Source organism: Maricaulis sp., from assembly GCF_034670125.1.
Taxonomy (GTDB): Bacteria; Pseudomonadota; Alphaproteobacteria; order Caulobacterales; family Maricaulaceae; genus Maricaulis.
In genome coordinates this window covers 375,133-388,156 of record NZ_JAXMOC010000003.1, presented here as the reverse complement: position 1 = coordinate 388,156, position 13,024 = coordinate 375,133, and the positions used below count along the sequence as shown (strand labels likewise).

Below are 13,024 nucleotides of genomic sequence, written 5' to 3'. Positions count from 1 at the left end.
CCGCGGCATTGTGTGAGTGGCATTGTGTGAAATGGCCAGTCCTGCCAAAAGACGGCGCATGAGCCAGCTTTACCTGATCACTCCGCCCCGCATTGATGTCGACTTCCTGGCGACGCTGGAAAGCGCACTCGATGCCGGCCCGGTCTCGGCCCTGCAGATCCGCCTGAAGGATCATTCCGAGGCCGAGCTGATGGAGCTGGCGCCGACCCTGATCAAGGCGGCCCAGTCGCGCGGTGTGGCGGCCATCCTCAATGACAGTCCCCAGCTGGCCGACCGGCTGGGCTGTGACGGCGTCCATATCGGCCAGTCCGACGGTCGCGTGAAGGAGGCCCGCGCGATCATGGGCAAGGACCGCACCATTGGTGTGACCTGCCATGCCAGCCGTCACCTCGCCATGGTCGCCGGTGAGGCCGGGGCGGATTATGTCGCCTTCGGGGCCTTCCATCCGACCCAGACCAAGCCGACCGAACATGTCGCCACGACCGACCTGCTGACCTGGTGGGTGGAATTGTTCGAGCTGCCCTGCGTCGCCATTGGCGGCATCACGCCGGACAATGCCGCACCGCTGGTCGCAGCGGGCGCCGATTTTCTGGCGGTTTGTGGCGGCGTCTGGCAACATGCCGACGGTCCGGCAGCGGCTGTGCGGGCGTTTGCGGCACTGACCGGCGAAGCCTGAGCGGATTACAATTCACCCAGCTTGCGCAGCCCGGCCTTGACGGTGCCGCATTCGACGCGCTCTAGGATAGGCATGATCACGCGACTGAATGCTCCCCTCCTTGCCGCCCTGGCCGGTGCCGCGCTTTGCCTTGCGGCGATCCCGACCGCGTCGGCACAGCTGATGTCCGACCTTGAAGACCAGACCTCCGACGATGTGACCAGCGGCACCTTGGCCCCGGTCTTCCCGCAGGAGCTGATCCTGTTGCCGGAAGAGGTCCAGAGTGCCGCGGCCGAAGGGCTTGCCGCCGATACGGCTGACCTGCCGGCGGGCGTCAGTGGTGCCGATGAGGCCTGGTATCGCGCCCAGGTCGCCTATGTCGGCGAGGACTGGGCGTCAGCCCGCAACTATGCCGAGACGGCGGCTGTCGGCGGCATCGTCGATGCGGCGCTGTTGTCGGGCATCATGGCGCGCAATGGGGCCGGTGGCCCGGTCGACCTGTCGGCCGCGGCTCGCTGGTTCAACCGGGCGGCGGACCGCAATGACCCGGTCGCGCTTTACAATCTGGGTCAGCTGGCCCGTCTGGGCGATGCCTCGCTGGGCCTCGGACAGGCCGAGCCGTGGTTTGAGCGGGCCGCACGGGCCGGCCATATCCCGGCCATGGTCGAGCACGCGATCGCGTTGCGGGCCTCGCCGGTGCCCCAGGATGCCATCACGGCACGGGAATGGGCCGGTCGGGCGGCGCAGCAGGGCTCCGCCGAGGGCATGTACCAGCTCGCCCAGTTGCTGGATGCCGGACAGGGCGGCCCCCGCGATGCGGCCGGGGCAAGGGTCTGGTATGAGCGCGCCGCCAATGACCGTCTCGCCGAGGCCGCCTTCCAGGCCGGCATGATGTGGGCAGACGGAGAGGGCGGCGAGCAGGACGATGAAACCGCGCGCGAATGGCTGCGGATCGCCGCCGAGAGTGGCTATGCGCCGGCCCAGGGTCAGTACGGGTTGATGATGTATCAGGGCCGCGGCGGCGGCACCGATGTCGAAATGGCGGCCTACTGGTTTTCGCGCGGTGCCCGTGGCGGTGACGCCGAGAGCCAGTTCCTCTACGCCTTCATGCTGGCGCGCGGCGAAGGTGTCCCCCAGGATCTGGAAATGGCCTATCGCTGGACGCTTCTGGCCTCGATCGACCATCTCGGTGCGCCGGTCCATGATCGTGACCGGGAGCGTCTGGAAGCGGGTCTGGAAGGCGCTCTGGCGCCCGATGTCCGGCAGCGGATCCGGGCCGAGTTCGAGGCACTGCGCTGAGCCGTAAAGGCCGCGCCGCTTGCCGTTCGCCATGCCCGCTGATAGGAGAGCGCCACTTTGCCGCGCGCGCGCGGCGGCGCGACAGGTCATCCGCTTGACGGCGGCAACAGGTGAAGCATGAAAATCAACGGTAACGAAATCCGCCCCGGCAACGTGCTGATGCACCAGGACACGCTGTGGGTTGCGGTCAAGACGGACCACGTCAAGCCGGGCAAGGGCGGCGCCTTCGCCCAGGTCGAGCTGAAAAACCTGCTCGACGGTCGCAAGCTGAACGAACGTTTCCGGGCTGCCGACAAGGTCGAGAAAGTGCGCCTCGAGCAGAAGGACCACACCTTCCTGTTCGCCGCCGACGACATGCTCACCTTCATGGATGCCGAAAGCTACGAACAGATCGAGCTGCAACTGGATTTCGTTGGTGAGGAACGCGCTTCCTACCTGACCGATGGCATGAATGTCGTTGTCGAGTTCCACGAGGAACGTCCGATCGGCATATCCCTGCCGCAGCACGTGACCCTGGAAGTTGCCGATACCGAGCCGGTGGTGAAGGGGCAGACCGCTGCCAATTCCTACAAGCCCGCCATCCTGTCCAATGGCGTGCGTTCCTCGGTGCCGCCCTTCGTCGGCGTTGGCGAAAAGGTCATCGTCGCCACCGAAGACGGCTCCTACGTGAAGCGGGCGGACTGACACCATGGGTACGCTGTCTCCGCTCCTCACTGTCATGACCGATGTCGCCGCCCGCGCCGGCCGCTCACTCAATCGCGACTTTCGCGACATCGAGCACCTGCAGGTCTCGCGCAAGGGTCCCGCCGACTTTGTGTCGGTGGCCGACCACAAGGCCGAGGACATCATCTACGACCGTTTGAGCCAGGCCCGTCCGGGTTATGGCTTCCTGATGGAGGAGCGCGGCATCGTCGAAGGCAGTGACCGCTCGCACCGCTGGATCGTCGACCCGCTCGACGGCACGCTGAATTTCCTGCACGGCATGCCGCACTTCTCTGTTTCGATCGCGCTCGAGCGTGAGGGCGAACTGGTTGCCGGTGTCGTCTACAATCCCGCTACGGACGAGATGTTTCACGCCGAAAAAGGTCGCGGCGCCTGGCTGGCCGACCGCCGTCTGCGGGTTGCTGAGCGCAAGCATTTCGACGAGGCGGTGATCGCCACCGGTACGCCCTATATCGGCAAGCCGGGCCAGGCGCGCTTCCTCAAGGAATTGCACCAGATCATGCCGCATTGCGCCGGCATTCGCCGCATGGGCTCTGCCGCGCTCGACCTCGCCTGGGTCGCAGCGGGTCGCTATGACGGCTTCTGGGAACGCAATCTGAAATCCTGGGACATCGCCGCCGGCATCGTCCTGGTCAAAGAGGCGGGCGGTTTCGTTGCCGAAGCTGACGGGGCGGACAATTTGCTGGAAACCGGCAATATCGCCGCTGGCAACGAACCGATGCTGGCCGAAGTGGTCGAGCGTCTGAAGAAGGCGGCGGCCTGATCCAAAGGGGACAGGTGTCATTAACGCGTCGACTAAGGGTCCAGGACGACCAACGAGCCACGCGTTAATGACACCTGTCCCCTTTGGATTCTGCATCCCTGCGCGTGTCCGGACACGATAGTTTTTCCTCCGGACGCGAAACAAGTTACATTCTTCGGGCAGAAGAACCACTTGGTCTGGGCCATGCGAAACAACAACTCGAAACAGCGTGAACCGAAAAAGACCGTGTCGGTCGAGGTGCGTGTCAGCGAGGAGGACAAGTCCGCCTTCCTGAACGCCTGTCGTGCCGTCAACCGGCCGGCCAGTTCGGTATTGCGCAGCCTGATGGGGTTGTTCGTGGCGTTTCACACCCTCAGCCAATGGATCCCTGCAATGTTGAAAAACCTTCTCTTCCGCCCCGTGAGTGCGGCTGTCTCGTCCGTCGCCCTGGTGGCGGCTCTGTCGGGCAGCCTGCTGCTGGCGCCTGTCGCCGCCGCCGAAGTCCGGCTGGCCTACCAGATCGCCGTTGATGACGGCGTGGGCCGTATCGTCTCCCACGGCGAGACCGACTTTGACGACAATGCCGCCGTCAGCGATACGTTGGGCGAAGGTCTGCGTTACGCGCTGTCTGCGGTGGCTTGTGATGCGGATGATGGCACGTCCTGTCCGGACGGTGGGTCCCATGCCGTCCTGCGCATCTGGGAAACGCCGTCGGCCGATGTCGAGACGGTTACCGATCGCGGCATTGTCGTGCCTCCGAGCGGTGAAGCACGCTTTGAGACGACACTCGGCGATGGTCGCGTCCTGGAAGTTGAATTCCTGTCCCGCGCGCCGTCCTGAGGCGGCTGCGTTCCGCGGGCCGGACTTCGGCTTGGTCATAATTTGGTTGGGCGGCCGGTCTGTCTATTTGGGGAGAACCCCCTAACCTGCAATCAGGGCGTGCCGGTTCGGGCGCCAAAAGGGCAGGGGGCACCTCATCATGGGCCGTTATTTCGGGTTCGCGTTCGGCATGGCCGTATACGCATTCTTTTTCGCCGTGTTTCTTTATTCGATCGGGTTTGTCGGCAATCTGCTTGTGCCGAAAACCATTGATTCCGGCACGGCCGGGCCGCCCGTTATCGCGGTCCTCGTCAATCTGGCGCTGTTGAGCCTGTTCGCCGTCCAGCACAGTGTGATGGCGCGCCCGGCGTTCAAGCAGGCCTGGACCCGACTCATTCCGGACTATCTCGAGCGCACGATCTACGTCTTGCTGTCGTCCGTCGTGCTGGCCGTGATCTATGCCTTCTGGCAGCCGATCCCGGGCGTGGTCTGGTCGGTGCCGGACGGGCTGGCGACCTATGGGGTGCTGGGCCTGTTCTGGGCCGGTTGGCTGATCGTGCTGGTCTCGACCTTCCTGATCAGCCATTTCGACCTGTTCGGCCTGAGCCAGATCTTCGCCAATCTGCGGCGCCGGCCGTTCAACGGGGCCCCGTTCCGCAAACACCTGTTCTACCGTCTGGTGCGGCACCCGATGATGACCGGCTTCATGATCGCCTTCTGGGCGGCGCCGGTGATGACGCTGGGCCATCTCCTGTTTGCGGTTGTGACCACGGCCTACATGATCATTGCTGTCTATCGTTTCGAGGAGAAGGACCTGATCGACGAGATCGGCGATGAGTATCTTGAATACCGCAAGGAGGCGGGCGCCTTTCTCCCCAAGCTGCGTCGGAGGGAACCGGCCATTCAGCCCGGGGAATAGGCGCCGGCCAACGGCACGCCGGCGGGGGACAGGTATAATTTACGCGTCGACCCAGGGTCCAAGACGGTCTGCGAGCCGCGCGTTAATGACACCTGTCCCCTCTTTGCAGCTACGCTGCCAGTCGCTCGATCGCTGCGCTGGCGGCGGCCAGTTTCTCGTCTGCACCCTTGCCGAGCTGGTCGGCGGCGATGATTTCAACATCGGTGATGCCGATGAAGCCGAGCACGTGCCTGAGATAGGGCGTGGCAAAATCGATACCGCTGCCGGACTGGGTGCCGCCCGAGGCCATCACGATGATGGCGCGCTTGTTCTCCAGCAGGCCGACCGGACCGTTCTCGGTGTATCTGAAGGTGACGCCGGCGCGGGCGATCAGATCGACCCAGGCTTTGAGCGCGGCCGGAACCCCGAAATTGTAGATCGGTGTGGCGATCACCAGCGTATCGGCGGACTGGATCTCGGCGATCAGTGCGTCGGAGCGGGCCAGAGCGGCGCGCTGCGCGTCGCTGCGCGCGTCGACCGGGGTGAAGTTGGCGCCGATCCAGCTTTCGTCGATGAATGTGGGCGGGTTGTCGGCCAGGTCGCGGCGGGTGAGCGTGGTGGCCGGCTGGTTGGCGACCAGGCGCCCGGTCAGGGCGTCGGCGAGTTGGCGGGTCACCGAACCATCGCGACGCATGCTGGCGTCGATCCGCAGGATGTGGCGGGCAGCGGATTGGGTCATGACAGTCTCCATCATCGGGCTGTGGGGCGCGGGGCCCGAAAAGCGATGAGGGCAAAATGGCTATGGCGGACTGCGGGAAAAACCAGCAATCTGGCGGCTCATTGTTTCCGCATTGGATATAAATACCGGCTGTGAGGTCCGGATTTCCGGCTCACGGTCGCGATAAGTTCGCAGCCACCCTTTGACCTCGCCTCCAAATTGTCCCAATCGGGAGGGTAGGAAAGACGGCGGCTTTAACGAGGGGTCAGCATGCCCGTTCTCAACTCCGGTCAGGACATGACCCAGGCACCCGGCGTGAGCTTCACCGGGCCGTGGCGCTACATCATCTGGATGGCGCTGTTCACGGCTGTGGTCGCGGCCCTGGGGATATTCCTGATCGAACCGCTGGAGGCCGCCTTCCGGGCCAATCCGGCGATCAATGGTCTTATTCTGGGTGTACTGGTGATCGGGGTTCTCTACACCTATGCCCAGGCGCTGGGGATCGGCCCGGCCGCGCGCTGGCTGGTCCGCTTCCGCTCGGCCGAGGAACGCGCCTCCCTGCCCAAGCCGCCAGCCCTGATCGCCCCGATGGCCTCGATGATCTCGTCCGCCGATGGCCGCGTTTCGCTGTCGGCCGGCTCGGTGCGCACCGTGCTCGACTCGGTCGGTGCGCGGATGTCGGAAGCCGGCGCCTTTACCCGCTATTTCGGACGCTTGCTGATTTTCCTCGGCCTGTTGGGCACGTTCTGGGGCCTGCTCGATGTGGTCGGTGCCGTGGGTGCGGCTGTCAGTGCCGTCACCGAAAGCTCGACCGGTGGTGAAGCCGATGTGATGCGGCTGATGAGCGCCATTGAGGAGCCGATCCAGGGCATGGGCACGGCCTTTGCCTCTTCGCTCTTCGGTCTCGCCGGCTCGCTGGTCATCGGTTTCCTCGACCTGCACGCCAGCCGGGCGCAGAATCGCTTCTACAACGAGATCGAGGAATGGCTGTCCTCGATCTCGCGCCTGGCCGCCGCCGGCCCCGCGAGCGGTGATGATGGCGAGGTCTCGACCGCCTATGTCGGTGCCCTGCTGCAGCAGACCGCGGAGACGCTGGACCGGCTCTCGCACACGCTGGAACGCAACTCGCGGCAGATGGACACCACGCTGCAGCGCTTCGCCGAGGACAGCCGGGCGACCCAGGAAGAAGCCATGCGCGCGCTGCGTGACGAGATCCGGGTGCTGATCCGGGCCCTGCAATCGCGGGAGCGGGGAGGGGAATAGGCCATGGCCTCGCCGCGGTTCGCGCGTTTCCAGGAAGCCGATAATGGCGATCACTGGCCGGGCTTTGTCGATGCCCTGGCCACGTTGTTGCTGGTCATTGTCTTCTTGCTGTCGATCTTCGTGGCCGGCCAGTTCGCCCTGTCGCGGGCCCTGACGGGGCGCGACGAGCAACTCGCCGCTCTCAACGCCCAGCTCGCCCAGCTGGCCGACGAGCTGGCCCTGACCCAGGAAGAGAATACCGAGCTGGAAATCCGGGTGTCCGGCCTCGAAAGCGAGATCAGCGGGCTGGAGGCCGAGCGCGATGCCCTGACCGGCACGCTGGCCTTGGCCGCCGCCCAGACCGAGTCCCTGCAGGACGAACTCGCCGCCGAGCGTGAGCTGTCCGAGGAAAGCCAGCGCGCCCTGATGCTGCTCAACCAGCAGATCCAGGCCCTGCGCAACCAGATCGCCACCCTCAACGCCGCCCTCGACGCCGCGGAGGTGCGCGCCCAGGAGGCCGAGGCCCAGGTCATCAATCTTGGCGAACGGCTCAATGCTGCCCTCGCCGAACGGGCGGCCGAGCTCGCCGTCTACCGCTCCGACTTCTTCGGCCGTCTGCGCGCCATCCTCGGCAATCGCACCGGCGTGCGCATTGTCGGCGATCGTTTCGTGTTCGAAACGGATGTGCTCTTCCCGTCCGGATCGGCTGCCCTGTCAAACGAGGGCCGCGAAAGCCTGCGTCCGATTGCCGATGCGATCATCCAGCTGACCGACGAAATCCCCTCCGACCTGGAATGGGTGATCCGCATTGACGGCCACACCGACCCGGTCCCGATCCGCACGACCTACCCCTCCAACTGGCACCTCTCGGCGGCCCGCGCGATCTCCGTCGTCAACTGGATGGAAGACCTCGGCGTCCCGTCCAACCGCCTGGTGGCCGCCGGCTTCGGCGAGCACTATCCGATGGTGGAAGGCCGCAGCGCCGAAGCGAATGCGCGGAACAGGCGCATCGAGCTGAAGCTGACGGCTCGGTAGGGGCTCGTGTTTGAGATCGACCGTGTCGCGCGTGAAAAGGCCCTCAAAAAGTATGTGATACCTGAGTGTTTGCATGTGCCCATAGCGGCGCGGGACGAGACCACGATTTCAACACATGTCGGACGGATCGTAACGCGATTGAGCGGCAGAACACCGTTCAAGGCATTTCTTGTTGCTCGAGAAGTTGAGGTCCGGCCGGACAGGGATTTACCCATCTGGGACAACCCAGCGTCGGCGATACTGCACCAGCCGCATCAGGTCTGGGTACATGTCAGATACTCGGCTTACCGCGCTGCTTACAAACGCGCATTCCCTGGAGACCAGATCGACGGTCTGGTGCTGAGCCATGCGATGAACCGACGCCTTGCCATCATGCGTGGCTTTGAGTTCGTCCGGATTACGCCGGCATCCCGAGCGAGCAATTCCAGCAGCGCGATGAGTGAAAACTGGGGCATTGATGTTCAGGCGCGTGGATCGCGCGACGCGATGCTTCGGCAGGACGCGCAGCGCATCGAATATGCGGACCTGACATCTTTGTTGCTTATGATGGATATCAAGATTGGTGGCGGAACCATGGAGGTGGTCAACGAGGCCCAAAGCCATATTCGGCCCCGGTGATTGGGTCCCGCCCAGACCTTCCCATCAAACCTATGCCAGCCAGCGGGCCGTATCCGGTTCTTGAGGTCAAGGGCGCGAAGCGCCGCGTCGCGGTTTCACCCTTGAGCTCAAGAACCGGATACGGCTTTCTCTCGGCAAGGGATGTATGGCTGCGAGTGCGCCTGGGCGCGGCCCTCTTCGAGCTACTCCTTTCCTCAATACCCGTGAAGCAGAAAACCCAGCGTACTGACGATGTCGTCCCGATTCCGGACTTTCACATTGGCGGTACACAGCGTCGGGTCGATGGGGCGCGGATGGTGAGGAAGCCGCTCGGCTTGGATCGTGCCTGACGGCTGTCCCCACACGAAATATCCGCTCAGACGGGCTGTCCCAACAGCAATTTTCTTGTGACCGGAGCGCCTGGCGTCGCAGCGTCGGTCTGCGCCTGCACATGCGTTGGACGGATGAGCGACGGGCGTGACGGATGGGTTTCCAGATCGGGTACGTCCCGCACACCGTCCGTGTTCATGCAGACTGTAGAGAGGTGTTATTGTGTTCGCTGTTTTTCTGGCCAGTACGGCCCTGTCGGCGTCGCCGGCGTGCGTGACGGTTTTCGACGAAGTCGACGCCAAGATTGAAAGCAATTATGTCGCGCGTGCACTCTACGCTGAGAACGCGCCGGCGCTCGCCGCGGCGGCTGAGGCAAACCGCTCCGTGTACCGCGCGCAGGCATCCGGGATTGCGTCAGACGATGTTCTAGAGTGCACACGCGTGTTGCAGGGCTATGTGCGCTCCCACGAGGATCCACACCTGTTTCTGAACGCGACCCCGGCGCTGACCGAGGCCGACATCGCTCGACGTCGCGCCGGCGCGGCCCGCATCGCTCTGCCCCCGCAATTATTGCGTCAGCAAGCGCGATCCGCGACGGGACGCGGGCCCCTCGTTGGCGTCTGGGCAGCGGATGATTTCGAGGCTGCGATCATCCCCGAGGCGGATGGCGGGTTCGTCGCTGTGGTGGTGGACACGGACTCCGATGACTGGACGGTCGGCGACATTGCTGCGCGGTTTGAAAACCGCAACGGCGTTGCCGAAGCTATCCGCTATCGCGCCGAGGACCGCGCGCCGATCCGGACCGGGTACAGCATCGCATCGAACGCGATCCTGTCCATGGCACCGGTCGACTGGGGACGCATCGCGCCGGCGCCGGGTGAGGTGATCGGTGAGTGGGACCCGCGCAATCCACGTCGCCCCCGGTTCGAAATGCTCAACGCTGACGTCGCCTGGCTGTCCATTCCCAGTTTTTCGCCCGCCCTTGTCGGCGATAGCCTGCAAATGATCGCCGACAATCATCGCGACGATATCCTGGGTGCTGAGTTGCTGGTTGTGGATCTTAGAGGCAATCACGGGGGCAGTGCGTCGGCGATCGCACCGCTCGACCCCTTTATCATGACCCATGACGCCCGCGAGGATTACCAGCCCGATCCGTATTCACCGGTTCTGCTCTCATCACCCGATACGATCAGGTACTACGCCGGGATCGTTGACCGGATGCAGCCAGGCCTGGAGCAGAGCGTCTTCGCTGATCTGGTGCAGCGCTTGGAGTCTAACCCGGGCTCGCTGGTGCCGATGCTCACCGAACCTGCCCATATCGCTTTCTACAATGATGCGCGCGTGCCTGACGATCTGTTCGATCAGCCGACCCGTGTTGCCATCCTGGTGGACGCTGACGTGATGAGCGCCGGGGAGGCCGTGCTGCTGCGGGCCGGGCGATCCACGCGGGTGACCAGTTTCGGCGCACCGACGCGCGGCTCCATCGATTATCAGAATGTGCTGATGACGCCCGTCGGGGCTGGGGATTTGCGCTTTTCCCTGGGCTACCCGTTGATAGCGGACAATCCGCACCTGCCCGTTGGCGGGTTTAATCAGAATGGCGTGCCAGTGGACGTGCCGCTTCAGGGCGACCCGGAAAGCTGGCCACAGCAGATCCTGGACCACTACAACCTGCGATAAGCCATGGAGACAGCGCCCCTGGCACGGGCGAGCGCGCCCTCCAGGGCCCGAGTGCTGTTTCCAGTATGCCTGAGGTCGTGTAGTTTGACCCTGTCTGAACCGCGATAGGTTGATCCGTGATGGGATTTGACTGGCTCAAGTTTGCGAGACGGACCGGCCTTGGCGGTCGGCCCGGGACCGCCTCCAAAAAGAGCGAGATGCTCGAAATCCGCCTTTCCTTGCCGCTCAAGGAGGCGCTTTCAGAGCATTGCCGGACGACAGGCGTCAGCCGTAGCGCTTTCGTTCGCGCCGCGATCACCGATCGAATCGAGCGTGAGCGGCAGGCCCTCTCACACTGGCTTGCGCCTGCCGGGGACGTCGCGGCGTTCGTACGCTCCCGTTACCGAGTGATTGGAGGCGCGTTTTGCGTCTTGCTCATGAGCTATTTTTCAGCGCTCGCTGTGCGGCCAGACGCCTCGGCGATGCTTGTCATGCTCGAGATGGCGGAAATGGTGGACGAGGGCCCGGTTGCAGCTGACGCAAGCGCGCCGCAGAGCGACATCAGCGGCTCACTTGAGGTCCAGCAGAAAGGCTGATTGTCAGCGGGCAGTCTGCCTCCCCGCGAGGCGGGGAAGGAAGCACCCCTCCCTCAATACCCCTGAAACAGGAAGTCCATCGCCGCCGTGATCGTGTCGCGGTGTTCCTTGATATTGCCGATGGGTGCGCCCAGCCAATATAGCGGTTGCGCTCCGAGGTCGGTGGTTTCCAGCACATGTCGGTGGCCGTCGATATCAAGAACCGGATTGAGACGCGGCAAGGTCGGCGCTTCGTTCGGTCCGACGGCCCTGAGCGGGATGACCACCCGGCTCCCGATGTCATCCAGCATCTCGGCCTGAACGCTGACGACCAGCGGAATGCGCCATGCCTTGATCCGGTAGAGGTCGAAGCGGGCCACTCAGTCCTCTTCCGGCTGGGCCCACCACTGTGGCGGCAGCAGCATGCCCTCCCGCGCGATCCGCTCATTATGCGCCTTGATCCCCTCACGGTTCTCTTCCAGCCAGCGGCGGCCCTTCTCTTCGCGGATCGCAGCTTCGATACCGGCTTCGGCGGCGCGGGAGGTGTTGAGACCCAGGGCCTTGGCTTCGGCCATCACGTCCTCGCGGACGGTGAGGTTGGTGCGCTTGCGGCGCTGGGTCACGGGGTATCGCGGTTCGGACATGTCGGGACTCCGATGTGTGTATGATCATACACACATGCCGGACGAGCTCAATTCAGTCCGCGTGGCGGGGTGGGCTGCCCGACTAGGGGGCATCGTCTTCCGGGCTGGCGCCGTCGCGCAGGTACCAAGGCGCCGGTCCGTAGTCATAGGGCGGGTAACTGTAGAGCCAGCGGAGCGCATCCAGGGCGGCCGGATGGTAAATGGTGGAATGGGTCTCATCGGTGCTGCGGTCGACGTGGCGCCATTCCGGCGCGCCGGGCGTGCCCTCAAGGGCGAGCAGCAGCCGGTCGAGCCCGGCCTGCATGGTGCCGCCTTCATCGGCCATGGTGAGATACAGGCGCCAGTCGTCGCGATCTGCTGCCGCGAGGCGCTCGGCGGCGGCTTTCGCCGCAGCCTGATCGTCCCACCACAGGCTGGGCGACACCGCGATGTAGTCGTCAAACAGCTCGGGTTGCTCGAGCAGGGTGTCGACCACGAAAAGGCCGGCCAGGCTTTCGCCGATGATCGCGCGCCGGTCGCCGACCCGGTAATGGCTTTCGATGAAGGGAATAATGTCGTCGGCAATATAGCGGCGGAAATCGGAGGCACCGCCAGCCGTGTCGAAGCTCTCGACATAGCGGTGGTCCTGAGGCGACGGTGTCAGCTCATGGAGGCGGACCTCGGTCTCGATGCCTACCACGATCAGGGGCTGGAACTGCCAGCTGATGACGCCCAGCTGCGCGAGGCCGGCGATGTGGGGGAAGTCCTGATCAACCCCGCCATCGATGAGATAGAGAACCGTGTAGGGCGTCTCGGCGGTGTCGTGACCCGGTGGCAGCCAGATATTGATCGTCCGCGTCTGACCCAGGGTCTCGGACCGGATTTCGTGGCGGATGCCCAGCGGGATGACGGCCCCGTCGGCGGCGGGCTGGCTCGTGGTGTTTGATTGTGCAAGCACCGGGTTCCCGGCGGCGGTGACCAGGGCGAGACAGGCAAGCAAGGTGGGCAGGCGCAGCATGTGCAGCACTCCGGAGCGACCAAAAAAGATGCGGCAGGCTGGGTGATTTGATCCATCCCGGCAAGGGCGGGTCAGGAGATTGCACAGTCGG

The 13,024-nt window shown here is 64.3% G+C and carries 15 protein-coding genes; 11 read left to right on the top strand and 4 right to left on the bottom strand.

The features are described 5' to 3' along the window. Positions 1–58 precede the first annotated feature (58 nt). The 6 genes from thiE to mddA all read left to right on the top strand — a co-directional run bounded on the left by thiE (position 59) and on the right by mddA (position 5,157). Positions 59–676 carry a thiamine phosphate synthase gene (thiE, locus tag VOI18_RS08130; RefSeq protein WP_323761897.1) on the top strand — a complete coding sequence of 206 codons (618 nt, stop codon included), beginning with the start codon at positions 59–61 and terminating at the stop codon, positions 674–676. A gap of 72 nt (positions 677–748) precedes the next feature. Further along, a complete protein-coding gene (locus VOI18_RS08125) occupies positions 749–1,954 on the top strand; it encodes a tetratricopeptide repeat protein (RefSeq protein WP_323761896.1) in 1,206 nt (401 codons plus the stop codon). Positions 1,955–2,071: 117 nt separating this feature from the next. Next, entirely contained in the window at positions 2,072–2,638 is a 567-nt protein-coding gene (gene efp, locus VOI18_RS08120) for an elongation factor P (RefSeq protein WP_323761895.1), read from the top strand. A gap of 4 nt (positions 2,639–2,642) precedes the next feature. Beyond that, positions 2,643–3,440 (top strand): inositol monophosphatase family protein, encoded by a 798-nt coding sequence (locus tag VOI18_RS08115; RefSeq protein ID WP_323761894.1) that lies wholly within the window; start codon positions 2,643–2,645, stop codon positions 3,438–3,440. 183 nt (positions 3,441–3,623) lie between these two features. Then, a complete protein-coding gene (locus VOI18_RS08110; protein WP_323761893.1) occupies positions 3,624–4,259 on the top strand; it encodes a hypothetical protein in 636 nt (211 codons plus the stop codon). Positions 4,260–4,398: 139 nt separating this feature from the next. After that, on the top strand, positions 4,399–5,157 hold the full coding sequence (gene mddA, locus VOI18_RS08105) for a methanethiol S-methyltransferase (protein ID WP_323761892.1): 759 nt from the start codon (positions 4,399–4,401) through the stop codon (positions 5,155–5,157). Between the two features lie 109 nt (positions 5,158–5,266). Here mddA and VOI18_RS08100 read toward each other — a convergent pair whose 3' ends face one another. Then, positions 5,267–5,875 carry an FMN-dependent NADH-azoreductase gene (locus VOI18_RS08100; RefSeq protein ID WP_323761891.1) on the bottom strand — a complete coding sequence of 203 codons (609 nt, stop codon included), beginning with the start codon at positions 5,873–5,875 and terminating at the stop codon, positions 5,267–5,269. Positions 5,876–6,124: 249 nt separating this feature from the next. Between VOI18_RS08100 and VOI18_RS08095 the strand changes: the two genes are divergently transcribed. The 5 genes from VOI18_RS08095 (at position 6,125) to VOI18_RS08075 (ending at position 11,313) form a co-directional block, all read left to right on the top strand. After that, on the top strand, positions 6,125–7,117 hold the full coding sequence (locus VOI18_RS08095; RefSeq protein WP_323761890.1) for a hypothetical protein: 993 nt from the start codon (positions 6,125–6,127) through the stop codon (positions 7,115–7,117). A gap of 3 nt (positions 7,118–7,120) precedes the next feature. Beyond that, complete coding sequence (locus tag VOI18_RS08090) at positions 7,121–8,131, top strand: peptidoglycan -binding protein (RefSeq protein WP_323761889.1); 1,011 nt, start codon at positions 7,121–7,123, stop codon at positions 8,129–8,131. A 6-nt stretch (positions 8,132–8,137) separates the two neighbouring features. Then, a complete protein-coding gene (locus VOI18_RS08085) occupies positions 8,138–8,749 on the top strand; it encodes a hypothetical protein (RefSeq protein ID WP_323761888.1) in 612 nt (203 codons plus the stop codon). Between the two features lie 531 nt (positions 8,750–9,280). After that, positions 9,281–10,738 carry a S41 family peptidase gene (locus tag VOI18_RS08080; RefSeq protein ID WP_323761887.1) on the top strand — a complete coding sequence of 486 codons (1,458 nt, stop codon included), beginning with the start codon at positions 9,281–9,283 and terminating at the stop codon, positions 10,736–10,738. A gap of 197 nt (positions 10,739–10,935) precedes the next feature. Beyond that, positions 10,936–11,313, top strand: a complete 378-nt coding sequence (locus VOI18_RS08075) for a ribbon-helix-helix domain-containing protein (protein WP_323761886.1) — start codon at positions 10,936–10,938, stop codon at positions 11,311–11,313. A 53-nt stretch (positions 11,314–11,366) separates the two neighbouring features. Here the strand turns inward: VOI18_RS08075 and VOI18_RS08070 are convergent, their stop codons facing one another. The 3 genes from VOI18_RS08070 to VOI18_RS08060 form a co-directional block, all read right to left on the bottom strand. Further along, complete coding sequence (locus VOI18_RS08070) at positions 11,367–11,672, bottom strand: CcdB family protein (protein WP_323761885.1); 306 nt, start codon at positions 11,670–11,672, stop codon at positions 11,367–11,369. Next, entirely contained in the window at positions 11,673–11,936 is a 264-nt protein-coding gene (locus tag VOI18_RS08065) for a type II toxin-antitoxin system CcdA family antitoxin (protein WP_323761884.1), read from the bottom strand. Positions 11,937–12,018: 82 nt separating this feature from the next. Beyond that, positions 12,019–12,933: an alpha/beta hydrolase gene (locus tag VOI18_RS08060; protein ID WP_323761883.1), complete on the bottom strand. Its 915-nt coding sequence runs from the start codon at positions 12,931–12,933 to the stop codon at positions 12,019–12,021. Between the last annotated feature and the right edge of the window lie 91 nt (positions 12,934–13,024).

Excerpts from the sequence above, each read along its gene's own strand:
- VOI18_RS08100 (WP_323761891.1), bottom strand. The coding sequence starts at position 5,875 with ATGACCCAATCCGCTGCCCGCCACATCCTGCGGATCGACGCCAGCATG.
- VOI18_RS08065 (WP_323761884.1), bottom strand. The coding sequence starts at position 11,936 with ATGTCCGAACCGCGATACCCCGTGACCCAGCGCCGCAAGCGCACCAAC.
- VOI18_RS08075 (WP_323761886.1), top strand. The coding sequence starts at position 10,936 with ATGCTCGAAATCCGCCTTTCCTTGCCGCTCAAGGAGGCGCTTTCAGAG.
- VOI18_RS08060 (WP_323761883.1), bottom strand. The coding sequence starts at position 12,933 with ATGCTGCGCCTGCCCACCTTGCTTGCCTGTCTCGCCCTGGTCACCGCC.
- VOI18_RS08090 (WP_323761889.1), top strand. The coding sequence starts at position 7,121 with ATGGCCTCGCCGCGGTTCGCGCGTTTCCAGGAAGCCGATAATGGCGAT.
- thiE (WP_323761897.1), top strand. The coding sequence starts at position 59 with ATGAGCCAGCTTTACCTGATCACTCCGCCCCGCATTGATGTCGACTTC.
- VOI18_RS08125 (WP_323761896.1), top strand. The coding sequence starts at position 749 with ATGATCACGCGACTGAATGCTCCCCTCCTTGCCGCCCTGGCCGGTGCC.
- mddA (WP_323761892.1), top strand. The coding sequence starts at position 4,399 with ATGGGCCGTTATTTCGGGTTCGCGTTCGGCATGGCCGTATACGCATTC.
- efp (WP_323761895.1), top strand. The coding sequence starts at position 2,072 with ATGAAAATCAACGGTAACGAAATCCGCCCCGGCAACGTGCTGATGCAC.
- VOI18_RS08095 (WP_323761890.1), top strand. The coding sequence starts at position 6,125 with ATGCCCGTTCTCAACTCCGGTCAGGACATGACCCAGGCACCCGGCGTG.
- VOI18_RS08110 (WP_323761893.1), top strand. The coding sequence starts at position 3,624 with ATGCGAAACAACAACTCGAAACAGCGTGAACCGAAAAAGACCGTGTCG.
- VOI18_RS08115 (WP_323761894.1), top strand. The coding sequence starts at position 2,643 with ATGGGTACGCTGTCTCCGCTCCTCACTGTCATGACCGATGTCGCCGCC.